This window comes from Janthinobacterium sp. JF4, assembly GCF_059617925.1.
This window is the reverse complement of the sequence record NZ_JCAQAV010000005.1, coordinates 68,560-92,435: the sequence shown is the minus strand read 5'-3', so window position 1 is coordinate 92,435 and position 23,876 is coordinate 68,560. Positions and strand designations below refer to the sequence as shown.

Sequence of the window (23,876 nt, the reverse complement as noted above, 5' to 3'; positions counted from 1 at the left end):
GAAATGCTGTGGCCGCCTGTCAGTTTTCGCCCTGGAACTGGCCCGCGCGATAGGTCAGCACGAGCGTGTCGCGGTGGCCATGTTCGCCGATGGGCTGGATCGGCGTCGATTCGTGGATCACCGCCGCATCGTCGAGCAGCAGCAGCGACCACGGTTCGGTCAGGGTAAAGCGCTTGCCGTTGGGGCCATTGGCTTCGAAGATGCGCGTCTCGCCGCCCTTGACCTGTTCGCGTCCGATCAGCAGCACGGCGACGAAATCGACGCCGTCGCGGTGCGCGCCTTCCGGCGTGGGGCGGCCGATGCCGTCGGTCGTATCGATGCGGAACTGGTGCGCCTCGATGAACCACGGCTGGCTGCCCCTGACCTGCGAGCAGGCGTCGCCCAGTGCGCGGATCAGCTGTTGCCAGGCTGGCTGGGCGACGATAGCCGCTTCGACCGGTTCGAACAGGCGGTGCATGCCGCCGTGCAGGGCGTTGTATTCCACCGGTTGCCAGTGCGGACGGTGCGCCGTCTGCGTCAGGCGCTCGCCATCCTGCACGAAGCACGAGTGGCGCCGGCGGCGATAGCGGCCGCCATCCTTCAGGTAATTGTCCAGCGCCAGCGTGTTCCAGCTCGGTTCCAGCGCGCGCAGCGCGGCCAGCGGGCAGCCGGCCAGCGCGGCCACGTCCTGCGGGCGCAGGACGGCATAGCCGTCATCGCGCAAGGCGTCCTTGACGTGGGACGGGTCGGTAAAGATCGGTGCGGAAGTGCTCATGGCGGTGCGGGCCGGAATCCGGCCTGTCTCAGTTTATCCAGCCTGGCATTCTACGACTTCGCGGCAATTCTTGTGCTAGCTCCGACAGGAATTATTCTTGTTGCGTTAAAAATTCTTTACCAGGGTCAGGCGCAGCGAGCGCGATTCCACTGGATGGAAGTGGATATCGTCGACGGGCTGCGCCTCTCCGGGCAGGCGCGAGGCATAGTAGTAATCGATGGCCGAGTCGCGCCGGTTGGCCAGGTTGTAGCCTTCGACCTCCACGCGCAAGGTCTTGTCGATCTGGTAGGCGAGGCGCCCGTTCAGGCCCACGCTGGCCGCGGAGCGCACGCTGTTGTCTTCGATCAGCGGGCGCGGACCGAAGTAGCGCAGGCGCAAGGAGCCCGACCACGGCCCTGGCGGCGTCACCGTCATGGCCAGCTGGGCCACGCCTTCGATGGCGCCGGGGATGAAGTCGCCCGCCGGGTCGCTGCCGCGCGAGCGAGCGCGCGCATACGCCAGGTCCAGGTCCAGCGACAGCCAGCTGGCCGCCTTGTAGTAGCTGGAAAACTCGATGCCGTAGCGGCGGCTGGGGCGGCCCGCCTCGGTGGCGCCGGCGTCGCCGATGAACAGCAGTTCGGAATCGAAATCCAGGCGGTACAGCGACAGCGAGGTTTGCAGGCCGGCGATGGCGGCGCTGCGCAAGCCCAGTTCCAGTCCACGCGAGCGGGCCAGAGGCGTGACCTTGTCGGCCGCTTCGCCCGACTTCGGATCGAACGTGATCGTCGTGCCGCGCGCGTCGTTGCTGTGAAAACCATTGCCGATGTTGAAATACGCTTCCGTGTCGCGCCACGGCCCGGCGATCACGCTCAGGCTGGGGCTGAACAAATGGTCGCTGGCCGTGCCTGAATTTTCCGGCCGGTCGCTGCGCACGTCGAAGCGGTAGGCGTCCGCGCGCAGGCCGGCCACGGTGCGCAGCGACCGCGACCAGCGCGTGCTGTTTTCGCCATACACGCCGATGCTCGATTCGACGATATGGTCTTGCCGCGTGGTCGATACGATCTGCCGCTGCCGCGTGTTGTACAGGCCATTGTGGATATTGTCGTTCTGCAACTGCACGCCGATGGTGGTGTCGCTGCTGCCCCTGTCCGTGTGGCGGTGCCAGGTATGGCTGGCGTTCAGGCCGGATGTCACGCGCCGGTCGGGCTGGGCGAACTGGTCGCCGTTGCCGGGATTGTCCATCGCATACGTAAAATTCGAGAACAGGGCCAGGCGGTTGGCGATCACATACGCGCTGACCCTGGACGACACGTCGTCCGTCGTCTGGCGCCAGGCGCCCGACAGGCTGTAGCGCTGCGCCTTGCCGCCGTCGCTGGCATCGATGGCGTCGAAGCGGCCCAAGGTACCGTCCTGCACGGCGCGCAGCGGAATCTGGTCGGTGGCGTTCCAGCTGGCGTCATACGCCATGGCCGTGACGCTGTAGCCGTTGTTGGCATAGCCTACACTGTAGCGCAGCACGCCATTGAGCTTGCGGTAGCGGTCCGGCTGCGTGAATGGGCCATCGTTGTGCTGCGCTTCGAGCGCATACAGCAGGCTGCCGTCGCCCGCATCGAGTGTATCGGCCAGCAGGGCGCGGCGAAAGCCGTTTTGCCCGATGCCCACGCTGGCGATGCCTTGCGTCAGGCGATTCGCGTAGACGATGGATGCCGCGCCGGCCGAGGAGAAATCGCCCTGCTCCGCCGAATACGGCCCTTTTTTGTAGTCGAGACGCATGGCCAGTTCGGGGATCAAAAAGTTCAGGTCCGTCCAGCCCTGGCCGTGGCCGTGACTGCGCTGGTTGACGGGCATCTCGTCGACGGTGGTGCGCAGGTCCGTGCCGTGATCGAGGTTGAAGCCGCGCAGGTAGAACTGGTTGGCCTTGCCCTCGCCGCTATGCTGGCTGACGATCAGCCCTGGCACGGCTTCGAGCAATTCGCCGGGCCGGTAGCTGGTGCGCGCGTCGAGCTGCTTTTGCGTGACGCTGCCTGCGTTGGCCGAATCGGCCACGCCCAGCTGGTTCAGGCGCGAACCGTCGACCAGCACGCGCTGGAAGATGTCGTCGGCGTGGACGGCGGCAGGTGAAAACAGGGCGGCGAGGAGGAGGGGAAGAGAGCGTGGCGTCATGGGCGTATGGATGTGGCAGGGCTTAGCGGATCGGCAGTTCCGTGGTCTGGCGGTCGAACATCAGCGTCTGGATGCTGCCGCTGTCCTGCACGTTGAGGGTATTGCGCTGGCTGGGCAGGAAGTCGGTCAGCAGCTGATTGTGGATGCGCGTGGCGGGGGCCAGGCGCGTGCCTTCGATCTCCTGGAAGATCACCACGTTGTCGGCGTTGACCTTCATGCCGACCCAGTTCAGGCGCAGGCGCTGGCCATCCGGCCCCACGAGATAAAACTGTTTTTCGACATAGCGGCGCAGCGCCGCTTCACTGTCTTCCTGGCCCAGGTCGAACTGGCGCTGGTACAGGTTTGTCAGCAGCGCCTCGACATCGTGGCCCGTGTAGGTGTGCACCACTTCCGTGCTGCCGCTGGCCGCGTTATAGCTGATGTCGGCGATGCCCATGTGGAAATTGTGGGCGCCCGCCGCCATGCTGGCGCAGGCCAGCAGGACGGCGGCCAGAGCGCGCCAGCGCTTCATGCCTCGTCGCCCTTGGCCGAGCCGCCATTCTTGCCTTTCAACGGCGTATGAAAGTCGCGCATCAGGTTATCCTTGGGCGATTTTTCGCTCTTGAACAGTTCCAGGCGCGATGGCGTGATTTGTCGCGGCCAGCTATTGTTGCTGGTGTCGATATCGGCCGTTTCCCAGTACGGGTCCTGCACCAGGCCCACCATCGGTTCATCGGTGATGACGACCTTGGTGATTTTCTTCGGCGAGTAGCGCCACACTTCGGCCGGCACGCGCTCGACGTACTTCTTGCCGCTTTTCAGTTCGATCTCGAGTATCAGGGGCATGACCATGCCGCCCACGTTCGACAGGTCGACCAAGTACAGGTACTTGCCCTGTTTCAGCAAGTCCTTTTCCCACGGTTCCAGAGCGGCCAGCGCTTCGGCATAGGCGTTGCGGTCCCTGTTGGTCACCGTGAAATCGTCGTGCTGGTTGTAGAAATCCTTCAGCTCCGGATGCGCGTCGACACGGCGCGGCATGCCCTTGTTGGCGCGGCTCGTGACGGATTCCGGCTGGGCGTCCTTTTGCGCCTTTTTCCACGCTTTTTCCGTTTCGGGATTCTTCGAACTGACGCCGTATTCGCTGATGCCGTCGATACTGATGTCGACCGGGTCGCTAGTATAGAACCAGCCGCGCCAGAACCAGTCCAGGTCCGTGCCCGAGGCGTCTTCCATGGTGCGGAAAAAGTCGGCGGGCGTGGGGCGCTTGAACTTCCAGCGCTGCGCATATTCCTTGAACGCGTAGTCGAACAGCTCGCGTCCGAGGATGGTCTCGCGCAGGATGTTCAGGCCCGCCGCCGGCTTGGCATAGGCGTTGTTGCCGAACTGCAGCAGGGATTCGGAATTGGTCATGATCGGCACCTGGTCGCGCGAACGCATGTAGTCGACGATCTCGCGCGGCTCGCCGCGCGAAGCCGGGTAGTTCTCTTCCCACGCCTGCTGTGCCAGGTATTGCACGAAGGTGTTGAGGCCTTCGTCCATCCACGTCCACTGGCGCTCGTCCGAGTTGATGATCATCGGGTAGTAGTTGTGGCCCACCTCGTGGATGATCACGCCGATCAGTCCATACTTGGTGCGCTTCGAATACGTCAGCTCGCCCGTCTTCTTGTCCTTCACGGGGCGCGGGCCGTTGAACGAGATCATCGGATACTCCATGCCGCCCACGGGGCCGTTGACGGAGATGGCCGTCGGGTACGGATAATCGATGCTGTACTTGTTGTACTGTTCGATCGTGTGCACGATGGCTTGCGTGCTGTACTTTTCCCACAGGGGATTGCCCTCTTTCGGATAGTAGGACATGGCCATCACATCGCTGCCGCCCTTCTTGTAGCCCTGCGCATCCCAGATGAACTTGCGGCTCGAAGCCCAGGCGAAGTCGCGCACGTTGGCCGCCTTGAAGTGCCACGTCTTTTGCGCGCGGCTGACGGATTTTTCGGCCGCCTCGGCTTCTTTTTGCGTGACGATGACGACGGGCTTGTCGCTGCCGCGGGCCTTTGCCAGGCGTTCGCGCTGCGCGGACGAGAGCACCTCCTGCGGATTTTGCAGCTCGCCCGTGGCGGCGACGATATGGTCGGCGGGGACGGTCAGCTGCACGTCGTAGTCGCCAAACTCCAGCGTGAATTCGCCGGAGCCGAGGAACTGCTTGTGCTGCCAGCCGGCCGCGTCGTAGTAGGCCGCCATGCGCGGGAACCATTGCGCCACTTCGAACAGGGCGTTCTTGTCGTCGAAGACTTCATAGCCGGCGCGCCCGCCCAGCACCTTCTGTTCGTTGATGCGGTAATCCCAGTCGATCTGGAAGACGAAGTCCTGGCCCGGTTTCAAGGGCTGCGGCAGGTCGATGCGCATCATCGTGCGGTTGATAACGTACTTCAGGGGTTGGCCATCCGCCCCTTTCAAGGCGCGGATATGGAAGCCGCCCTGGAAGTCGCCGCGCGCCAGGATGCCGCGCAAGCCTTCGAATTTCATGGTGTCTTCACCCGCCGTCCTGGCCCACGCCTGGCGCGAGGGCGCCGTGGTCATGCGGCGCGCGTCGGAATCGGGTTTGTAGATATTCTGGTCCAGTTGCACCCACAGGTAACCGAGGGTGTCGGGCGACTGGTTATGGTAGGTGATGCTGCCGCTGCCGGCGATCTCGCGTTTGGCTTCGTCCAGGGTGGCGCGGAGCGTGTAATCGGCGCGCTGCTGCCAGTAGGCGTGGCCCGGCGCGCCGGAGGCGGTGCGGTAGGTATTCGGGGTGGGCAGCACTTCTTCGAGCTGGCGGAACTTGTCGTCGAATGGTTCGGCAGCGTAGGTTGACACGGTAAAGCAGAGAGCCAACGAGGCTACGGAGCTGAAAGATAAGCGCATATCCACCCTGATGTTGTTGTAAGGAAATAGTGGCAACTATTCTATACGCAGGGTGAGGCCAGCCATGTATCGATTTGTAATAAAGAAAGGCGGATTGTGCGCCAGCTTTTTCCTGGCGCTGCCAGGGGGATGCTTTGCCTGATTTTGCTCGGAAAAGCGTCGCGTTTACTCACTTTTCATCAGGCTGTCGCGCAACTGGTTCAGCTGTTGTTTCATGTCCACAACTTGTTCCACGCTGCAGTGGCTGGCCGTCAGTATGGCTTCGGGCAACAGGGCCGCCTCGTGGCGCAGCTGGTCGCCTTGCTGCGTGAGGGAAATGATGACCTGGCGCTCGTCGCTGGCGGCGCGCGTGCGCGTCAGCAGGCCCGACTGCTCCATGCGCTTGAGCAAGGGTGTCAGGGTGGCCGAGTCGAGGAACAGGCGCTCGCCCACTTCCGACACCGTCAGGCCGTCGCGTTCCCACAGCACCATCATCACCAGGTATTGCGAATAGGTCAGGCCGAGTTTGCGCAGGAGCTTGCGGTACAGCTTGTTCATGGCAAGCGAGGTCGAGTACAGCGCAAAGCACAGCTGGCTGTCCAGGCGCGGCACCTGGTGCAAGGGGGTGGGGGCGGTGGTGGTATCCATGGGCACAGTATATATAGTGCGCTACCTAATAGCAAATGCGAGCAAATGCGCGCAAGCCAGGATGCGGGCGGCACCGGATTGCTGGGGCCAGGTCAGAAGCGCCGACATTTCCCTTGTGCGGATTCGTGATCTCGAAATTCCTTGGCCCTCACGGCGCAAAGCAGGCTGGCTATCTTATTGGCTCTGTCCTCGGCAAATAGGGGAAAGGCCGGAATCTTTCCTTGGCAGTGCTGTCTGACTCTGCATACTCACCACACAGGGAGCAGATCATGCAGGCAGCCGAATGGATCAGCCACCAGGCCGTCAACTTGCGCGCCGGTATCCGTGTGCAGGGCGCCGCCCACGTGCAGAACGTCAATGCCTATCACAGCCGCCTGCGGCAATGGCTGCGTCCCTTTCACGGCGTGGCGACGCGCTACCTGCCGAATTACCTGGGATGGCGCTGGATACTCGACGCCAGGCGCATCCGTTCACCAGAAACGTTATTGAAAGCAACGCTGGGAGCGTTCCCACATCTGACGGTGACATAGCCATCTTATTTGATGCTTTGAAGAGTGCTCATCGGCACCCAGCCAATGTCATTGTCGGAGAGTCGTTGGCACCATAGCCAACCATTCAAGAATTTTATCGCTTGAAATTCGTCCCCTACATTGACATCAAGCTCTTTGGCCGTATAGTCCTCTTTCGCTACACCATGGCCAGGATGCATGCTGCGTTCTATGAGCTGTTCTGGAACCCAGCCTCCGGGATGAGCCGGTGTCGTACAGAAATACCAATTATTCCAACCTTCATCGCCTTCATACCTATCGCCTATGATAAGCAGCGTTCCCCTTGTGAAGGTGATGGGGTAGGGGTATTCACTACGATGTTGATCAATTGCAACGAATCGCATGGTTTCTTCCGTCATCGTTCGTCCGGCGCACGCGTTTAGCGCGCGTACCGCGCGCGCAGCAAATCGAGCATGGCGACGTTCTGTTCCCAGGCATCCGTCACGGGCTGCTGCGTCCAGGGCAGGGTTTGCGTGTACGGCGCAGGGCCGAATTCGGGCGTGAACGTCATGCGCTCGGCGCCGGCCGCGCGGCGCAGGGCGACGATGGCATCCCACCAGGCCAGGTGGGCGTCGAGCGCAGGCTTGGCTTCCGGCGCTCGGAAGTCGGCTACCTGCGGTCCCTGCGCATGGCCCACGCGCGCATGCACGTGGCGCACCAGCGGCAGCACCTGCGCCAGGGTCTGCGGCTGGTCATCGAGCAGGGATTCGCAGGCGCAGCACCAGTGCGACAGGTCGGCCGTCAAGGGCAAATCCGGGTACTGCGCCAGGTAGGGCAGCAGCAGCATTGGATGGCCGGAAAAGCGGCTGCGGTGGATTTCGTGCACGATGGGCACGCCGTGTCTGGCCGAGATGGCGGCGGCCAGGTCGAGCAGCTCTGCGTTCTGCGTCGGCGTATAGTAATCCTTGCCCGTGTGCGTGTTGACCAGCACGGGGCGCGCCAGGCAGGCGTTTTCCAGCAGTTCCGCCAGGGCGGCGCGGTGCAGATCGAAGTCGCTGTGGAACACGGTTTCCCACTGCGCGGCGATCAGCTGCAGTCCCGCTTGCGCGATGCGGTCCGTCCACTCCTCGCGCAGGGCGGCGTCCAGCGGCAGCGACATTTCGATGCCGTCGAAGCCGGCCGCCGCTACCTCGTCGATGAAGACCTCGGGCGGCAGCTCGTTATTGCCCCAGTGCGCGGCAAAGACCTCGATGCGCATCAGACGAAGCCCCGCACGGGGAAGGACGCGTCGCGCTGGATCCAGTTGTGGGCCGCGTATTCGGTCTGGCCATCGGTGGCGTGCAGAGTGTAGGCGTGGCGCGAGACGGGCGAGCGGTTCGGCGCGCTGTAATGGGGCAGCAAGCCGTGGAAGCAGACCAGGGCGCCGGCCTTCACTTCCAGTGGCACGGCCGTGCTGTCGTCGGGCCAGGGCATGGCATCGAGTTTTTCCACGCGTACCTGGTCGCCGTTGCGGATGAAGCGTTCGCGCAGGGGGCTGCGGTGGCCGCCCGGTTCGGCCCACAGGCAGCCGTTGTCCAGGGTCGCGTCTTCCAGCGCGAACCAGAAGGTGGTCACGCTGATGGGCGTGGTCTCGAAATACGTGGCGTCCTGGTGCCAGCGCACTTCGCCGCCGATGCCTGGCTGCTTGAAAATGTACATCGATTGCCACACCTGCGCATCGGCCAGGCCCAGGTCGCGCGCCACTTCGGCCAGTTTCGGGTCGGCCGAAAAGGCACGGAAGACGGGGTCCAGGTCATGCATGGCGTGACCGATCTTGTTGATCGACAGCGATTTCGCCTGCTTCAGCTGGCCGTCCGCGCCGAACGCTTCTTCCTCGAAGAAGCAGCGGATGGTGTTGTCGGAGGCGAGAAAATAATCGTTGGTGTTCTTCGCCTGGTCGCGCGTGGTGAAGATGGACTGGCTGACGCTGGGATCGAATTCGTTGACAATCTGCTCGGCGCGCGCGCGCAGGGCGGCGATGTCATCCGCACCCTTGAAATCAGGCAGGATGAGGTAGCCGTCGCGTTGGTATTGTTCTTGTTGCAGGATTGTCAGCATGGCGGCGGCTCCGGAGGTCAATGGAAAGCGCCATTGTAGGATGGACGGGGACGGCAAACAATCGCCCCTCGGTTGACAGATTGTCGCCAAAGCGAAGACAATCTTTGACATGGATCAACTAAAAGCAATGGAAATCTTTGTCGAGGTGGCGCGCCAGCGCAGCTTCACCCTGGCGGGGCAGCGCCTGGGCCTGACGCGGGCCATGGTCAGCAAGACCATCATGCAGCTGGAAGAACGCCTGCATGCGCGCCTGCTGCACCGCTCGACGCGCGAAGTGAGTTTGACGGATGCGGGCCGCGCCTATCTGGCGCCGTGCATGGCCACCGTCAGCCAGGCGCAGGAAGCGGCGCGCATGGTGGCGCACGTGGCGCAGGCGGGTGCGGGGGCGGAGCTGGCCGGGCCGCTGCGCATCCAGGCGCCATCGAGTTTCGGCAGCGCCTGGCTGGCCGACGCTGTCGCCCGTTTCAGCCTGCTGCACCCGCAGGTGCAGGCCGAGCTGTTTGTCGACGATGCCTTGCTCGACCCGATACGCCACGGCTTCGATTTGACGATACGCGTGGGCGGCATCCCGGACAGCAGCGCGCTGGCCATGCGCCCGCTGGCGCCGTGCCGCGCCGTGCTGTGCGCCAGTCCCGCCTACCTGGCGCAATGGGGCGTGCCGCAGACGCCGCAAGAGTTACTGAAGCACCAGTGCCTGCATTTCAGCCACCTGACGGATGGCACGAACTGGCATTTCCAGCGTGGAGAAGGGGAGCAGCGCGAGGAGGTGAGCGTGCGCGTGCAGGCGGGTTTTACGGCGAACAATGGCCTGGTGCTGCACCAGGCGGCGCAGCGGGGACTGGGCATCGTCTACAGCACCACCTTCCTCGCCTGGCGCAATCTGCTCGATGGCAGCCTGCTGCCCGTGCTGTCTGGCTGGGAGCTGCCGCTGAATCACTTGAGCGCCCTGTATCCGGCCAGCCGGCAAATGTCGCCGAAGGTGCGCGCGCTGATCGACTTCCTGGTGGCCGAGTACCAGCCCGTGCCGCCATGGGACCGCGAGCTGGCAGCGGCAGGGTTTTTTAGCTGAAAGCGACCGGTTCCAGCGTCCACGCGCCATCCGCATACACGCGCTCGTCGTCCAGATATACGGCTTCGGTGACGGCGAAGATATCGACGTGGTAGCGCGCATCCTTGCGCTTGAACTGCGGTTTCGCATACACGCCGTGCTTGGCGCCCAGCGACAGGTGGATGCCGCACATGCGTTCATAGGTGCCGATGTCATTGACCAGCTGCTCGCGCGAAAAGGCGCGGTTCATGCCGAAGCCCAGTTCGCGCACCCACACGTCGCCTTCGTGCGCGCGGATGATCTCCAGCATGGCCAGGAATTCGGGCGTGGCGTTTTCCGTGCCCGTCACGCGGCCCTTTTCGATGATCAGCGTGATCGGCGTGTCGGGGCGGTTGACCATGAAGTGCGTGTCGCCAAAGACGAAGATGCGCACGCGCCCGTTCACCGCTTCCAGGTCCTGCGCTTCCGTAAACACCTCGCCCAGAGGGAACTGGCCGCCGATATTGTTCATGCCGCTGTAGTCGCCGATATTGAGCTTGGCCGATTCGAACGGCGAAGCGAAGACCAGCCGCTCGCCGCCGCTGTCGACCATGCCGTGGCGGGCGCCGTCGATGCGCGCCTTCAATGCATGGCCCACGCCGCGATAATAAGCGGGGTCGTAGGCCAGCGAAGCGATGTAATGCAGCCCCTGCACGCCGGGCATGCGCGACAAATGCACGTGTTCGATGACTTTCAGGCCCCGCTTGAACAGCTCGATGCGGATGCGGAACGCTTCCAGGCGGAAGCTGGTCGACTGGATCAGCACGACGAGGCTGCCGGCGGGCAGTTCGGCAAACGCGGCCAGCACGGCATCGGGCGTGACCTCGTCGAAATCGATGAAGGTGGCGTCCGGCAAGGCCTGGCGATACGCTTGCGTCAGCACGACATTGAGCCAGCTGCGCTTGTCGCAGACGATCAGGGCCGGTTCGTCCGGGCGGTGGCAGATGGCCATGGCCAGCAGGTCGGCCACGTTTTGCGCGGCCACTTCGGTGGCGGCGGCGCTGATGGCGTCGAGCCGGCTGGTGTCATTCTCGGGAAGCGTCATGGTGCGAAGGTGGGGGACGGGAAGTAATCGCAGCATTATAAGGTGATTGCCGCTGAGCACACCATTCCCCATCCGGCGGAGCACAGGCGGCTGCTGTGCCCCTGATTATCTTGTGTAGTGCTTTCCGGCAATGTATTATTTGAGTAGTGGTATGGCAGGGTAGGGCAGCGAGCCTGGAAGCGGCCTGGCGCAGCGGCAAACGCACGCATGCGCACGGCACGCTTTCAGTGATGCAGGGACAACAAGCCAGCAGGCGACGACTAAGAGTGTGATGTGATGAGCATAATCGGACAAGATATTCCCATGGAACGGCCGGATACGGATGGGCGTGCCGCCGTCTTCGTTCCCGTCACGGGCGTCAAGGAAGATGTCCTGTTGACCATACGCAAGGGTGCGGCCATCGTCGGCTTTGCCAACCACGACCGCACCATCACCGTGTATTTTGAAAGCAACCGTTTTGACGACCCCGTGCTGGCGAAGTGGGAGCACAAGGCGCGCAAGGCCTACGACCGCCTGGTCGACAATGCGCCCACCGTATCGAAGCTGACCACCAGCCCCGTCAATTTCGAGCAGATCGGCTATATCAATGGCAAGGGCATCACCATTCGCCGCATGGAAAGCCTGCAACGCTGGCTCGCGTATTCGGATGCGATGGAGTCTTGCCCGGCAACGGATATCATTCCGCGCACGCTGATCGCCAAGCCCGAAAGCGTCAAGGTGTAGGAGCGGTTGATAGAACGCCCATGGCGTTGTTGCCTGCCCCTCGCCGTACTGAAGTACTGTCTTCGGGGCGGCGCCTAGCCCTGAGCATTTTCTCAGCCACTCCTGGTGTGCATACGGGAGCCAACGATGTTGTCGGATTACGCGCGGCTTTGCCCCGCCTCGGCGGCCCCGCTAATCCGACCTGCGCGACCTACGCCTGACCTCGCTCACGATCCCCATCACACCACGACGATATTCGCCTGCGCCTTGAGCGGGCAGGGCAGGGTGTCGTCGAAGGTGATTTCGATGGCGCTGGCGATGAACATGCCGCCGATGTGCTGGGCGGCGATTTCCGGCGGCGTGCCGGGCTTGGTCAGGTTGACGTCCTGGGCGAAGACAAAGACTCTCCAGGTGCCGTAGACCTTTTGATCATATTGCAGCAAGGTGCGGTGAGCCCGCTTCAAGTCCAGGCTGCCTGCGTAGACGCCGTCGTTGGCGCCCGGGTCGAATCCCAGGCCGTCGTCGGTCAGCGATACCACAAAGTACAGGCCTTGCGGCGCCTGGAACAGTGCGAACGCGTACAGCTCCGTGCCGCGGAAGACGCTGCCATTGTCGCGCTTGAAGCTGGCGCGTAGCCACAGCGGTTCATAGGCTTGCACGACGGCGGGCGTATCCGTTTCCACGGGCCCCGCCACATGGATGTTGACTTGCGTTTCGGTGACGGCATGCTGGTAGGTGGCGCCCGTGGTGAAACGTTGATACTCCCAGCTGATGTCGGCCTTGTAGGGCAAGCCCGCGTTCGGCGCTTCCGGCAAGACCCATTTTGCCACCACGCGCTCGGCCAGGGTCAGTTCGCCAGCGGCCGGCGGTGTTGCTTCCTGGCCACGCCAGAACGGGTCCGCGATATCGGAGCAGGCGACGGCGATGGCGCCCGAGGCGATGGCCGAGGCCACGCCCGCCACCGTGAATTCGGGCTGGCCCGAGCCGGCCCCTTCGAGCGAGCAGCAATCGACGCTGGGATCGGTCTCCTCGAACGTGCCGCCCACGCTGAAGCTGGCCTTGCCGGAACCGAGTGCGGCAGAAATGATGGCCACCAGTGCGGCGATGATGGCGATGATGATGGCGAGGATCTTCCACCACGGGTCGGAAAATGGCAGCTCGCCATGCGTGCCCGCGTAGGCGGGATTCGGCGTCCAGACGAGGGTCATGCCGGTCGGCACGATCGGCCCCAGGCCGGGCGGGCAGCGGCACGCATTTTGCCCACCTTTGCCGTCCGTGCCCGTGGCGCCCCAGCGCTTGCCGGGCAGATGACCCTGCGGCTTGGACAGTTCCAGGGTGCCTTCCTCGACCGTGCACGTATAGGTGTTGGTGGCGCTGTCGAAGCGCGTCTGCGAGACGAAGATTTGCTGGATCGAGCGGTGCGGCGTGTAGCCGTCCGCCTTGGCGACAAAGCTGACCAGGCGCTTGCCGGGCGTGGCGTGCTGGAAGTCGGCATCCCACATGACCAGCATGGCCGCGCCAGCGGGAATGCTGGCAAAGAAAAAGGTGCGCGCCACGGGCACGATGCCAGGATCGCCCACGCTTTCCAGGTACACCGTGACGTTGTTCAGGGCGCTGCTGGACATATTGGTGACGTGGGCGGCGATGCGCAAGCCATAGATGGCATTGTCGAAGATGCCATCGGGCAGCATGATATTGGTGACGGGCTCGATCGCGAACGGCCGCGTCAGCACCTGCAGGGGGGTGTCGCTCATGATGCTTGCTCCTCGGGGCTGTGCTGTTCTTGCGCCTGCTCTTGAGCTTGTTCTTTCTCCAGATCGGTGACGACATACGTGAGGCCGCCCATGACCTTGCCATCGCGCGTTTCCAGTACGCGCAGCAGCGCATATTGGCGTGGCGGCAAGGCTTCGGCGCGCAGACTGAGGTACACGGCCTGCGCCTGGCCGCGTGGCACTTCCAGCGCCAGCGTTTGCTCGCCGGGCGCATCGCCATTGCAGTGGGGCGTGCGCGCCAGTCCCGCTATCAGGTGGGCGTCCCTGGCCGGCTGCCATCGCTCGAGCCCGAGGGTGGCCAGCAGGCGCTGCGGCAGCTCGCCGCCCTGCTCAATCTGCAGTTCCACTTTTTTCATTTCGCGGGGCAGGGCCGCCACCGCGATGGACAGCAATTGCGCGCGCCGTGCCGCCAGCACCACGGTGACATTGCGCTGGGCGATCTGCTCGTGCTGCTTGGGCTGGAAGGGAAAGCCGTTGGGCAGGGGATCTGGCAGCGGGTTGATGTCGCCCGGGCCGTGGGCCACGGCGAGCAGGCATTCGTGGCCCCCATTGACGATGATGGGGACCCAGGGCACCAGGCACAGCACCTCCTGCGTGGCGCCGGGCGGCAAGTCGGCAAACGCGGAGCCGATCTGCGTGGCGGCGCCGACGGCGATCTGGCCGGAAGGATCGGCCCAGTAAAAGTCCACGCGCACGCCGTTCGAGGCGCTGTTGCCCGTGTTGTGCACGCGGCCCCACAGGTAATTGCTGATGCCGGCGATGGGCGCGCCGGGCGGGCCATTCGGATCATTGCCCGGCACGACCCAGATATCGGCGCTGTCCCACCACGAGGGCTGGCCGTCTTCGATGATCAGGTGGGCTGGCATGGCATTCTCCTTGTCCTTGGCCGGTGCTTCCAGCTTATGCCGTGGCGGCGGATGCTTTTTGATCGGTATCAAGGCCATGGAACACGGGACGGGTGCGTCCTTGCGTTGCTTGCGTAGGGTAATATTGCGGCAGAATGCAGTGGAATGACTCCAGGAAAAGGTTGGAATGTGCTTGAAACAGTGAATGACGTTTGCATCAACGCCGCTTGCGGCCGGACCTTGCCGCTGCGCGTGGCGCATTGCCCGTTTTGCGGCGCGCGCCAGGTGGCGCAAGCGCCTGTTCTGGAGAAACTGCCAGCGCCGTCCCCGCTGCCGCGCATGCCGCCGCCGGTGCCCGCCGCTCCGCCCACTCCCAAGCCGCAGCCTGCCTCCGCTCCTGCCCCCAAGCCCGTTCCACCAGCGCCTGCCGCGCCGGTCAAGGCGCCGCCGGCCAAGCCTGCCACCAAGGGATCGGTGCCGCCACCGCGCCCACCCGTGCGCTTGCGTACGTGGATCGCGGCGGCGGTGGTGCTGACCGGTATCTGGTTCTTCAACAAGCCCGACGGCAAGCCGGCCAGCGTGGCGGAACAGGTCGAGGCCGCCACTGCGCTGGCGGCCCAGTGCGACCTGGACGGAGCGCGCAGCGCGCTGGCCGTGCTGAAAAGCGCCAAGGCGCCCGCCGCGCAACTCAAACGCTTGCAGGCGAGCATCGCCAAGTCCGCCGCCGCCTGCGACAGGCAGCAGCAGCGGGCGCAGGCGTGGCTGGCGCTGCAAGGCAGCGTCAACCAGGCGCTCGATGCGGGCAAGCCGGATCTGGCCGCCACGCGCCTGGCCGTCTACGTGAAGCGCTGGGGCGACGATCCCGACAGCCTGGAACTCGACGCCAGGGTGAAAGTGGCGCTGGCCAGCGCCCAGCTCGACGCGGCCGACGCCTGCCTGGCCAGGTCGGACCGGGTCTGCCTGGAAAGCAGCCTGATCGCCGCCGAGCGCTACAAACGGCCGGAACTGGCGGCGCGCACGCAGGCGCTGCGCACGGCGCTGTCGCAATTGCTCGAACGTTCGCTGCTGGACGCGGTGCCGGCGCCAGCTGCGGGCCAGTAGGGCAAGGCCATGCCTGCTCATCGGAAGGCGCCGTGAAAAATATCAAGATACCATTGCTTACAACTACGCCACAAAAGCGTGTTCTTATGTGCGTTAGCGCACGCTAGAAAATTTTAGGCAGGTGTATATTGCGAACTGATCTGTGTCTTTTGATAACAATGAAAGGGAATATCATGAAAGTAAGCAAAAAATGGATGACCGTGTGCGCCGCCGGGATGATGGTTGTGGCACTGGCTGCTTGCCAGAAGAAGGACGATGTCGCTGCAGGCCCTGCTGAACAAGCTGGCCAGAAGATCGATGCGGCCGCTGCCAAGGCTGAAGCCGACATCAAGGCCGCCGCGTCCAAAGCCGACGCTGCCGTGAGCCAGGCCGCTGCCGATACGGGCGCCAAGATGGATCAGGTCGCCGCTGACGCCGACAAGAAAATGAGCGAAGCGGCCGATGCCGTCGGCAAGAAAGTGGAAAAAGCCGGCGAAAAGATGCAGGAATCCGCGCACAAGTAATCATCGCAATGACCGCGCCAGGGCCGGCTGCTGCCGGCCCGGCCCTCGCCGCTGTCGTCAGGTGATGGCGGTCGCGGCGACGCCGTCGCTGGCTTGTCCTCCTGGCGTCTTCGTTCCCGCCGTCTCCGTCCTGTCCATCCCGTCCGTTCCCCCCAGCACCACGCTCAAATCGACAAAGCCGTCGCGCCACGCGCGTTCCAGGTCTTGCTCCACCGCTTCCAGGGTCGTTCTTTCCACCTGCTGAAAACCGCGCAAGCCATACGCCCGGTTGCGCCCATGCGCCTTGGCCAGGTACAGCGCCATGTCGATCAGGTTGACGCTGCGTTCCCACGTGAGCGGCCGTCCCAGCGGCGCCAGCGGATAGGGCGCAAAGCCCACGGACACATGCACCTGGATGGTTTGCCCCTGGTAGTGGATGCTTTGCGCCGCCATGCCGTTGAGGATGCGCCGCGCGATATCGTCGAGTCCGTCGCGTGCGACGGCCGGCAGGAAGGCGAGGAATTCCTCGCCGCCCCAGCGCACGATCATGTCCGTTTCGCGCAGCACCTCATGCAGGGTTTCGGCGATCGTCGTCAGCACCAGGTCGCCCGCCGCATGGCCGTAAGCGTCGTTGATGTGCTTGAAATGGTCGACGTCGAGCAGGAACAGCGCGCCCACGACGTCGCTGCCCGCATAGGACGGCTGCGGCTTGCCCGCATGGCTGCGCATGAATTCCTGGAAATGCCGGCGGTTGTACAGGGCCGTCAGCGGGTCGCGCGAGCTCTGGCGCTTGAGTTCCTGGTTTTTCACCTTCAGCTGCACGTTCGCGTGGCGCACCTTGCGGTACAGCAAGCCGACGATGACGGACGCCATGGCCAGTACCAGCGCCAGCAGCCACCACACGCGCTGCTGCAGGCGGCGGTTGTCGATTTCCGTGCTCTTGAGCTGATTCTCGCGGCTCAGCAGCTCGATCTGGCGCTGCTTCTTTTCCGCTTCATACTTTTCTTGCAGCTCATACACGGCCTTTTGCCGCTGTTTCTCGAACAGTTGGTTGGAAATACCGCGCTCGCGGTGATACGCCGTGACGGCGCCGCGCAGGTCGCCCGCCTTTTCCAGCGCCATGCCGTATTCCAGCAGCACGGCCTGCATTTCCGGCTGGTCGGCCGTGCGTTCGTAGTAGGCCAGACCCGTGGCCGCGCTTTGCTTGCCTTCCTGCAAGCGTCCCTGGCCGATCAGCGCCTGGCCGATGTTCAGGCGCGCCGTCGCCTCCACCTGTTCATTGTTGACCAGGCGCGCCGCCGTGATGGCTTCATTCGCAAAGCGCAGGGTACGCGCATAGTCGGCTTCCTTCAGGTAGCTGTCCGACAGATTGACGAGGGTAACGGCGACCATGCCGCGCGCGCCCAGCTGGCGTTCCAGCGCCAGGGCCGCCAGCAGGGCGCGCTGGCCCCGTTGCGGCTGCTGCGCGTCGAGCGCCAGCCCGTATTCCGTATTCTTCGCCTGCGCCATGCGGCCCGGCGATTCCAGGGTGCTTGATACGGCCAGCAGCTCGTCGAGCACTTCGAAGCCCTTGTCGTATTCGCGCATCTGCGTGTACAGCAGGGTGAGGGCATTCAGGGCGGCGGCCAGGCTGGTGGGGGAATGGCTCTGGCGCGCCAGGTCGACGGCCGCCTGCAGCTTGGCCAGCGCAAACGGGAAATTGCCTTCCTCGGCCCAGGACTGGCCCGCGCTGATGGTGGCCTGCACGCGCACGGGCAAGTCGTCCGTGCCGTTGGCGATGCGTTCCGCTTCAAAAGCCAGCAGGTGCGAGGCGCGGCGCTCGTTCCTGGCAAACGTGATGTAGGCCTTGTTGAGCATGCCTTTCGCCAGCGCCACGTCGCTCTTGTGCAGGCGGGCGTAGGTGATCAGCTCCTCGGCCAGCTGCATGGCGATGTCGTTCTGCCCCAGGCGCATGCGGGCATTGCTCAGCTGTGTCAGGAATTCCGCGCGCACCGGCAGGGGCGCGCTGCGCGCCTGCGTTTCCACCTCTTGCAGGCGCTGCAGGGCACGCGCGGGCACGAAACGGCCATCTTCGCGCACGGCAGCGATATGCTGCTCAAGGTTGTCGACCTGGGCATGGACGGCAGGCGGCAGCAGGCAGGCCAGTACCAGCAGCCAGTGCGCCTGTCGCCATGATGTCCGTCTCTGTCTGCCTGCCAACTTCCCGCTCCCGCAATGACCACCTGTCTGTAACAGATTATATTCTGTTGCAATCAAGAAATATCATACGGGACGCAGAAATGTGCGAAAGTGCACACCGGCGCCGCAGTGCTCCGCGCATGGAAGCCAGAAATCACAATCATTTCCTTGGGATCAGCTGGCGCAAGGAACGGGCCGCCGGGGTTGGCGCGCTGCCCTTCAGGCGAAAGATGGCGACCGCCTCGATCAGGGCTTGCGCCTGTTCCTGCAGGCTCTCGGCAGCGGCGGCCGCCTGCTCGACCAGGGCGGCGTTCTGTTGCGTGATGTTGTCCATCTGCGTGACCGCCTGGTTGACCTCGCTGATCCCCGCGCTTTGCTCATGGCTGGCGCTGGTGATCTCGCTCATGATGGCGGCCACTTTCTGGATCGATTCGACCACCAGCGCCATGGTGCGCCCCGCCTCGTCGACGAGCTTGCTGCCGGCGTCGACCCGTACCACGGATGCGCCGATCAGGCTCTTGATTTCCTGGGCGGCGGCAGCGCTGCGGTGGGCCAGGCTGCGCACCTCGCCGGCGACGACGGCGAAGCCGCGCCCCTGTTCTCCCGCCCGCGCCGCCTCGACGGCGGCATTCAAGGCCAGGATGTTGGTCTGGAAGGCGATGCCGTCGATGACGCCGATGATGTCGGCGATCTGGCTGGAACTTTCCTTGATGGCGCCCATCGTGCTGACCACCTGGGCGACGACGGCGCCGCCCTGCACGGCGACGGACGAGGCGGTGGCAGCCAGCTGGTTCGCCTCGCCGGCGTTGCTGGCATTTTGCCGCACCGTCGCCGTCAGCGTTTCCATCGAGCTGGCCGTCTCTTCGAGGGAGCTGGCCTGCGCTTCCGTGCGCGCCGACAGGTCGGCATTGCCCAGCGCGATTTCGTGCGTGGCTACCGACATTTCGCCGGTGCTGGTGCGGATGTCGCCTATCAGACCCGTCAGGTTGGCGTTGATGGTGTTCATCGCGTGCAGCAGCACGCCGATTTCGTCGGCTCTTTCGATGACGGCGTCGATGCTCAGGTCGCCGCCGGCGATCAATTGCGCCGTGGTGATCGCCTTGTCCAGGTTGCGCTTGATGTGGCGGTACACGAGGAACAGGCACAGCAGCGAAACCATGACCGACACCAGCAGCACGCCGACCGTGACAGAGTAAGCCGCCATGGTGCCGCCCGTCGCCGTCTGCACGGCCGCGCTGGTGCGCTGATCGAGCAGCGTGAGGAATTCATTCACCGGCTGCATGATCTTGCCCTTGTTGCGGTGGTATTCGGCATCGTGCATGATCCTGCGGGCCATTTCCGGATCGGGCGCCCCCGTCTTGGTAAATTTGCCGCTGCCGTCGTCGAACAAACCCTTGACGGCGTTCATGGCGATCACCTCGGTCTTCACCAGGCCGTCCGAATTGGCCTGGGCTTCCTGGAGTTTGGCGAATTCCTGTTCGCTGAAGCCGGCTTTGCGCATCAGTTCCGTCAACGACACGGCCGGGCCTGTCGCCGCCGGCACGGGCATGCCCGCCGCCACGAAGTCCCAGTAGATGCGCTCGTAATGGGCGGGCCGCGGCTTCTTGCCGTTGCGGATGTCGAGGATGTCGAGGTATTGCTGCTCGTACCTGGCGTCGCCCGTGACGACGTAGGTGCGGGCCAGCCGGGTCAGGTCGTCCGAACTTTGCCGCAGTTCGTCTGCCAGCAGGTAGGACTGATAGCGCGTCTCGGTGACCTGGTTCGCCTCGGCCTGCTTGCCCGCCACCCGGAACAGCGCCCACAGGCTGATGACGGAGAGCGTCAGGCTGAGCAGAAAGATGGCGGCAAAGATATTCTTGATCGACAGTTTGCTGCGCATGGTGTTTTCCCTGGAGGTGTGGTTGGAGCCGTCGGCCTTGCCCTTCAGATGAATATACGCTGCCCATGGGCAATTTTTGATGCCATACAGAAAAATGACGGCGGCGCGCAACGGCGCCGCCTGGCTTACACTGCCAATTGCTGCAGCAGGTACAGGCGCTGGTACAGGCCGCCCTCGATCTGCATCAGTTCCTCGTGCGGTCCCGCTTCCGTGATGCGGCCGTGGTTCAGCACGATGATCCGGTCGGCCTCGCGGATGGTCGACAGACGGTGCGCGATGGCGATGATGGTCACCTTGCCGCGCAATTCGTTGAGGGCCAGTTGCACGATCTGTTCCGTCTGGCTATCGATGCGCGACGTCGCCTCGTCCAGCAGCAGGATGCGCGGCTGGCCGGCCAGCGCGCGGGCAATCGCGATCAGCTGCTTCTGCCCCGACGACAGGCGCGAGCCGCCTTCGCCCAGCGGCGTGTCGTAGCCGTGTTCCAGCGCGGCGATGAAGTCGTGCGCATGCGCGGCGCGCGCGGCCGTCTCGATCTGCTGCTGCGTGTAGCCGCGGCCCATGTCGATGTTTTCGCGTGCCGAGGCGGCCAGCAGGAAGGGGTCTTGCGGCACCAGGCCCACGTCGGCGCGGAAGTGCTCGTTGTCGATGCTGTCGAGGGCGACGCCGTTGATGGCGATGCTGCCCTGCGTGACGGGGTAAAAGCGCAGCAGCAGCGAGAGCAAGGTCGACTTGCCGCTGCCCGTGTGGCCGACGATGCCAAAGAAGGCGCCCTGGGGAATGCTCAGCGACAGCTCGTGCAGCACGGGCTGGTTTTCCACGTAGGCGAACGTCAGGTTCTGGATGTCCACGGCAGGCACGTCGCTGCCCGCTGTCGTCTGCCGCAGGGCCGGTGTTTGCCTGCCCTGCGCGTGTTCCAGTGCCTGCGCTTCGTCCAGCAGGGCCGAGACGCGCGCCGTGGCCACCACCGATTGCTGCAACTGGCTGAACTGCATGGTGATCTGGATCAGCGGTTCGATCACGCGCGCGATGTAGCTGATGAACGCATACAGCACGCCCACTTCCACGGCGCCCATCTCGCGCCGGCCGAAGCTGAAGATGACGACGGCCAGCAGCACGATGTTGAGCATGTCGAGCGCGGGGCGCAGCAGCCAGGCGTTGGCGCGCAATTCCTGCATGCGCGCCGTGTAGTGGTCCTGGTTGATGCCCGTGAAGCGCGCGCCGAAGCGCTGCTCCGCGTTATTCGCCTGCAGCACGCTCATGCCGCCGATCGATTCGGCGATTTGCCCGTTGATTTCGCTGCGCAGGGCGCGCGCGCGCGTGACGGCCGGCGCGCTCCAGCGCTGGTACAGGAAGACGATCGCCAGCACGGCCGGCAGCAGGGCCAGCACGATCAGCATCAGGCGCCAGTCGAGGAAGGCCATGGCGGCCATGGTGCCGACTAAAACGATGGAGCTGTCGAGGATGACGAACAGTACCTGCACGTACAGCGACTTCACCGCTTCCGTATCGTTGGTGACCCGGCTGACCAATTGCCCCGTGATGGCGCGGTCAAAGAAGGCCATCGGCAGGCGCAGCACGTGCTGGTACACGGTTTCGCGCAGGCGCTGCACCGAGCGCATGGCCAGGCCGGACAGGCGCACCAGCTGCAGGTAGCGCAGGCCGGATGCGACCCAGCCCGTCAGCAGGCAGCCGCCCAGCAGCAATGCCATGCGCGTCCAGTCCAGGTTGCGGGGCAGCAGATGCTGGTCGATCAGGGCCTTGCCTAAAATGGGGCCCGTCACTTCCAGGGCGGCGGCGAGGATCAGCCAGAACGTGGCCCAATATAAATGGCGCAGGTCGGGCGCGGCGGCCCGGCGCAGCAGGCCGATGGCTTGCATGGCCTGGCGGCGGACGGATTGTTTGGTCGAATCAGATGGCATCGAGGCTGGCCTCCAGTTGTTGATAGCGCCACTGGCTGGCATACCAGCCGTCGCGCTGCATCAGCGCGTCGTGGTTGCCCGTTTCCGTGACGTGGCCATCGCGCAGGACCAGGATCAGGTCCGCGTTGACGACGGCGCTCAGGCGGTGGCTGGCGATGATGGCGCTGCGCTCGGGGCGCTTGCGGCGCAGTTCTTCCAGGTGCTGCAGGATGCGCGTTTCCGTGCCCGTGTCGACGGCGGACAGCGCGTCATCCAATAGCAGCAAGCCGTTGTCGGCCAGCAGGGCACGGGCAATTGCCACGCGCTGGCGCTGGCCGCCGGACAAGGTGATGCCTTTCTCGCCCACGTGCGTCTGATAACCGTCCGGGAATTGCAGGATGTCGGCGTGGATGTCGGCCAGCTGCGCCGCCCGCTCCACGTCCCCGCGCGTGGCGCCGGGACGGGCCAGGGCGATATTGTCGGCGATGCTGGCGGAGAACAGGAACGACTCCTGCGGCACCCAGCTGATGGCCGCGCGCAGCGCATGCAGGGTGTAGGCGTCGAGCGGCTGGCCGTTCCAGGTGGCCGTGCCCGATTGCGGCGTCACCTGGCGCAGCAGCACGCGCAGCAGGGTCGACTTGCCGCTGCCCGTCGGGCCCACCAAACCGAGCGTCTGGCCCGGCTGCAACAGCAGCGAAATACCGGACAGCGCGGGCGCCGTCTGGCCCGCGTAGGCGAAGCCGACGTCCTGCAATTGCAGGGGGCCGGGCGTCAGCGTGGCGATGCTGCCGTGGTCGTCGATGGCCAGCGGCGCGTCGAGCATCGGCTGCAGCCGCTGCCAGGCGGCGCGGCCCCGTTCGATCAATGAGAGTACCCAGCCGGCGGCGAACATGGGCCAGATCAGCTGGCCCAGGTACATGGAAAAGCTCGTCAGCGCGCCGATGGTCAGCTGGTCTTGCCACACGAGGTAGCCGCCCAGGCCCAGGGTCAGCGCCGTGGCGGCCGTCAGGGTCAGGCCGACGGCCGGTTCATACGCCGCTTCCCAGCGCTGCGCCGTCAGGCTGGCGTTGGCCGCGTGGCCGGCCAGGGTGGAGAACTGCTTGCTGCTGCGCTCTTCCAGGCCCAGCGCGCGCAAGGTGCGCACGCCCGACAGCGATTCCTGCACATGGTCGTTCAGCGCGGAAAAGCGTTGCAGCGAATCCGTCGACGCCGTGTGGATATGGCTGGAAATGCGCCAGAAGGCCAGTCCCATCAGCGGGAAGGGCAGCAAGGCGATGCAGGCCAGGCGCCAGTCCACGCCCAGCAGCATGATGCCCAGCACCATCAGCAGGGTCAATGTGCCATCGAAGCCGGCCAGCATGGCTTCGCCGGCGGCCATCTCGATGGCGTCGATGTCGTTCGTCGCCAGCGCCATCAGGTCGCCCGTGCGCTGGTTCTGGTAAAACGACGCACCTTGCTGCGACATGCGCGTGTAGAAGCGCGTGCGCAGCATCACGCCCAGCTGGTAGGCGGCCTTGAACAAGGTGATGCGCCAGCCCACGCGCAGGAAGTAGATGACGACGCCGACGGCGAGCAGGGTCAGCAGCTCAAGCCACAGTTCGGCCGCCGTCATGCGGTGTGCGGCCAGTGCGTCGATGATGGCGCCCACGCGGCGCGGGATCCAGACGGTCAGTGTTGCCACGCCTGTCAGCATGACGGCAGCGGCGGCATACGCCGGCCAATGCTGACGCACGAAGCCGGCGATGAGCCTCGATAAACTCATGGTTACCTTTTGTTTTGAATAATGGGGTGTCGCGGGGCGGAAGGACGGGCACGCGGACGGAAAGTACGCGTAGGATACAACAAGGCGGAAAAGCGCGCTGTGGGCGGGCACGCAAAAAACGGGCCGTAGCCCGT

Annotated in this window: 19 protein-coding genes and 1 pseudogene; 5 read left to right on the top strand and 15 right to left on the bottom strand. The window is 64.4% G+C overall.

The window, feature by feature from the left end; genetic code table 11:
- Window positions 1-19: 19 nt before the first annotated feature.
- The 5 genes from AC54AF_RS07205 to AC54AF_RS07185 all read right to left on the bottom strand — a co-directional run bounded on the left by AC54AF_RS07205 (window position 20) and on the right by AC54AF_RS07185 (window position 6,406).
- The gene (locus tag AC54AF_RS07205; protein WP_496635987.1) at window positions 20-754 is read right to left on the bottom strand and encodes a 2OG-Fe dioxygenase family protein; all 735 of its coding nucleotides are present in this window, start codon (window positions 752-754) and stop codon (window positions 20-22) included.
- A 105-nt stretch (window positions 755-859) separates the two neighbouring features.
- The gene (locus AC54AF_RS07200; RefSeq protein ID WP_496635986.1) at window positions 860-2,896 is read right to left on the bottom strand and encodes a TonB-dependent receptor; all 2,037 of its coding nucleotides are present in this window, start codon (window positions 2,894-2,896) and stop codon (window positions 860-862) included.
- 22 nt (window positions 2,897-2,918) lie between these two features.
- On the bottom strand, window positions 2,919-3,407 hold the full coding sequence (locus AC54AF_RS07195) for a DUF6702 family protein (RefSeq protein WP_496635985.1): 489 nt from the start codon (window positions 3,405-3,407) through the stop codon (window positions 2,919-2,921).
- Window positions 3,404-5,779, bottom strand: a complete 2,376-nt coding sequence (locus AC54AF_RS07190) for a M1 family metallopeptidase (protein WP_496635984.1) — start codon at window positions 5,777-5,779, stop codon at window positions 3,404-3,406. The genes AC54AF_RS07195 and AC54AF_RS07190 overlap by 4 nt, the downstream gene beginning before the upstream one ends.
- 165 nt (window positions 5,780-5,944) lie before the next feature.
- On the bottom strand, window positions 5,945-6,406 hold the full coding sequence (locus AC54AF_RS07185) for a MarR family winged helix-turn-helix transcriptional regulator (RefSeq protein WP_496635983.1): 462 nt from the start codon (window positions 6,404-6,406) through the stop codon (window positions 5,945-5,947).
- 287 nt (window positions 6,407-6,693) lie between these two features.
- Here AC54AF_RS07185 and AC54AF_RS07180 point away from each other — a divergent pair.
- A pseudogene (locus AC54AF_RS07180) lies at window positions 6,694-6,936 on the top strand (IS1595 family transposase); the annotation flags it as partial.
- A gap of 5 nt (window positions 6,937-6,941) precedes the next feature.
- Here AC54AF_RS07180 and AC54AF_RS07175 read toward each other — a convergent pair.
- The 3 genes from AC54AF_RS07175 to AC54AF_RS07165 are packed head-to-tail and all read right to left on the bottom strand — an operon-like array spanning window position 6,942 to window position 8,991.
- The gene (locus AC54AF_RS07175; protein ID WP_496635982.1) at window positions 6,942-7,313 is read right to left on the bottom strand and encodes an SH3 domain-containing protein; all 372 of its coding nucleotides are present in this window, start codon (window positions 7,311-7,313) and stop codon (window positions 6,942-6,944) included.
- Window positions 7,314-7,333: 20 nt separating this feature from the next.
- A complete protein-coding gene (locus AC54AF_RS07170; protein WP_496635981.1) occupies window positions 7,334-8,152 on the bottom strand; it encodes a sugar phosphate isomerase/epimerase family protein in 819 nt (272 codons plus the stop codon).
- Window positions 8,152-8,991 (bottom strand): phytanoyl-CoA dioxygenase family protein, encoded by an 840-nt coding sequence (locus tag AC54AF_RS07165; RefSeq protein ID WP_496635980.1) that lies wholly within the window; start codon window positions 8,989-8,991, stop codon window positions 8,152-8,154. Before AC54AF_RS07165 ends, AC54AF_RS07170 begins: the two co-directional genes overlap by 1 nt.
- Before the next feature lie 109 nt (window positions 8,992-9,100).
- Here AC54AF_RS07165 and AC54AF_RS07160 point away from each other — a divergent pair, with 109 nt between their 5' ends.
- Window positions 9,101-10,060 carry a LysR family transcriptional regulator gene (locus AC54AF_RS07160; RefSeq protein WP_496635979.1) on the top strand — a complete coding sequence of 320 codons (960 nt, stop codon included), beginning with the start codon at window positions 9,101-9,103 and terminating at the stop codon, window positions 10,058-10,060.
- On the opposite strand, the gene AC54AF_RS07155 is transcribed toward AC54AF_RS07160, so the two are convergent.
- Window positions 10,053-11,123 (bottom strand): M29 family metallopeptidase, encoded by a 1,071-nt coding sequence (locus AC54AF_RS07155; protein WP_496635978.1) that lies wholly within the window; start codon window positions 11,121-11,123, stop codon window positions 10,053-10,055. The two genes, AC54AF_RS07160 and AC54AF_RS07155, sit on opposite strands and share 8 nt — an antisense overlap.
- Before the next feature lie 303 nt (window positions 11,124-11,426).
- Here AC54AF_RS07155 and AC54AF_RS07150 point away from each other — a divergent pair, with 303 nt between their 5' ends.
- On the top strand, window positions 11,427-11,846 hold the full coding sequence (locus AC54AF_RS07150) for a hypothetical protein (RefSeq protein ID WP_496635977.1): 420 nt from the start codon (window positions 11,427-11,429) through the stop codon (window positions 11,844-11,846).
- Between the two features lie 218 nt (window positions 11,847-12,064).
- On the opposite strand, the gene AC54AF_RS07145 is transcribed toward AC54AF_RS07150, so the two are convergent.
- Both AC54AF_RS07145 and AC54AF_RS07140 read right to left on the bottom strand, forming a co-directional pair.
- Window positions 12,065-13,579, bottom strand: a complete 1,515-nt coding sequence (locus AC54AF_RS07145) for a choice-of-anchor X domain-containing protein (protein WP_496635976.1) — start codon at window positions 13,577-13,579, stop codon at window positions 12,065-12,067.
- Entirely contained in the window at window positions 13,576-14,463 is an 888-nt protein-coding gene (locus tag AC54AF_RS07140) for a hypothetical protein (RefSeq protein ID WP_496635975.1), read from the bottom strand. Before AC54AF_RS07140 ends, AC54AF_RS07145 begins: the two co-directional genes overlap by 4 nt.
- 168 nt (window positions 14,464-14,631) lie before the next feature.
- Between AC54AF_RS07140 and AC54AF_RS07135 the strand changes: the two genes are divergently transcribed.
- Together AC54AF_RS07135 and AC54AF_RS07130 are read left to right on the top strand one after the other, a co-directional pair.
- Window positions 14,632-15,543 (top strand): hypothetical protein, encoded by a 912-nt coding sequence (locus tag AC54AF_RS07135; protein ID WP_496635974.1) that lies wholly within the window; start codon window positions 14,632-14,634, stop codon window positions 15,541-15,543.
- Between the two features lie 173 nt (window positions 15,544-15,716).
- Entirely contained in the window at window positions 15,717-16,046 is a 330-nt protein-coding gene (locus tag AC54AF_RS07130; protein ID WP_496635973.1) for an apolipophorin, read from the top strand.
- 57 nt (window positions 16,047-16,103) lie between these two features.
- On the opposite strand, the gene AC54AF_RS07125 is transcribed toward AC54AF_RS07130, so the two are convergent.
- From AC54AF_RS07125 to AC54AF_RS07110, 4 genes are all read right to left on the bottom strand, one after another.
- Entirely contained in the window at window positions 16,104-18,224 is a 2,121-nt protein-coding gene (locus AC54AF_RS07125) for a sensor domain-containing diguanylate cyclase (protein ID WP_496635972.1), read from the bottom strand.
- 139 nt (window positions 18,225-18,363) lie between these two features.
- Window positions 18,364-20,082: a methyl-accepting chemotaxis protein gene (locus tag AC54AF_RS07120; protein ID WP_496635971.1), complete on the bottom strand. Its 1,719-nt coding sequence runs from the start codon at window positions 20,080-20,082 to the stop codon at window positions 18,364-18,366.
- 125 nt (window positions 20,083-20,207) lie between these two features.
- Window positions 20,208-22,001 (bottom strand): ABC transporter ATP-binding protein, encoded by a 1,794-nt coding sequence (locus AC54AF_RS07115; protein WP_496635970.1) that lies wholly within the window; start codon window positions 21,999-22,001, stop codon window positions 20,208-20,210.
- Window positions 21,991-23,742 (bottom strand): ABC transporter ATP-binding protein, encoded by a 1,752-nt coding sequence (locus tag AC54AF_RS07110; RefSeq protein WP_496635969.1) that lies wholly within the window; start codon window positions 23,740-23,742, stop codon window positions 21,991-21,993. Before AC54AF_RS07110 ends, AC54AF_RS07115 begins: the two co-directional genes overlap by 11 nt.
- Window positions 23,743-23,876: the final 134 nt, after the last annotated feature.

What these genes read in the sequence shown, in the direction of transcription:
- AC54AF_RS07160 (WP_496635979.1), top strand. Translation starts at nt 9,101, where the DNA reads ATGGATCAACTAAAAGCAATGGAAATCTTTGTCGAGGTGGCGCGCCAG.
- AC54AF_RS07115 (WP_496635970.1), bottom strand. Translation starts at nt 22,001, where the DNA reads ATGCCATCTGATTCGACCAAACAATCCGTCCGCCGCCAGGCCATGCAA.
- AC54AF_RS07110 (WP_496635969.1), bottom strand. Translation starts at nt 23,742, where the DNA reads ATGAGTTTATCGAGGCTCATCGCCGGCTTCGTGCGTCAGCATTGGCCG.
- AC54AF_RS07120 (WP_496635971.1), bottom strand. Translation starts at nt 20,082, where the DNA reads ATGCGCAGCAAACTGTCGATCAAGAATATCTTTGCCGCCATCTTTCTG.
- AC54AF_RS07150 (WP_496635977.1), top strand. Translation starts at nt 11,427, where the DNA reads ATGGAACGGCCGGATACGGATGGGCGTGCCGCCGTCTTCGTTCCCGTC.
- AC54AF_RS07140 (WP_496635975.1), bottom strand. Translation starts at nt 14,463, where the DNA reads ATGCCAGCCCACCTGATCATCGAAGACGGCCAGCCCTCGTGGTGGGAC.
- AC54AF_RS07195 (WP_496635985.1), bottom strand. Translation starts at nt 3,407, where the DNA reads ATGAAGCGCTGGCGCGCTCTGGCCGCCGTCCTGCTGGCCTGCGCCAGC.
- AC54AF_RS07200 (WP_496635986.1), bottom strand. Translation starts at nt 2,896, where the DNA reads ATGACGCCACGCTCTCTTCCCCTCCTCCTCGCCGCCCTGTTTTCACCT.
- AC54AF_RS07155 (WP_496635978.1), bottom strand. Translation starts at nt 11,123, where the DNA reads ATGACGCTTCCCGAGAATGACACCAGCCGGCTCGACGCCATCAGCGCC.
- AC54AF_RS07190 (WP_496635984.1), bottom strand. Translation starts at nt 5,779, where the DNA reads ATGCGCTTATCTTTCAGCTCCGTAGCCTCGTTGGCTCTCTGCTTTACC.
- AC54AF_RS07170 (WP_496635981.1), bottom strand. Translation starts at nt 8,152, where the DNA reads ATGCGCATCGAGGTCTTTGCCGCGCACTGGGGCAATAACGAGCTGCCG.
- AC54AF_RS07175 (WP_496635982.1), bottom strand. Translation starts at nt 7,313, where the DNA reads ATGACGGAAGAAACCATGCGATTCGTTGCAATTGATCAACATCGTAGT.
- AC54AF_RS07145 (WP_496635976.1), bottom strand. Translation starts at nt 13,579, where the DNA reads ATGAGCGACACCCCCCTGCAGGTGCTGACGCGGCCGTTCGCGATCGAG.
- AC54AF_RS07185 (WP_496635983.1), bottom strand. Translation starts at nt 6,406, where the DNA reads ATGGATACCACCACCGCCCCCACCCCCTTGCACCAGGTGCCGCGCCTG.
- AC54AF_RS07165 (WP_496635980.1), bottom strand. Translation starts at nt 8,991, where the DNA reads ATGCTGACAATCCTGCAACAAGAACAATACCAACGCGACGGCTACCTC.
- AC54AF_RS07205 (WP_496635987.1), bottom strand. Translation starts at nt 754, where the DNA reads ATGAGCACTTCCGCACCGATCTTTACCGACCCGTCCCACGTCAAGGAC.
- AC54AF_RS07130 (WP_496635973.1), top strand. Translation starts at nt 15,717, where the DNA reads ATGAAAGTAAGCAAAAAATGGATGACCGTGTGCGCCGCCGGGATGATG.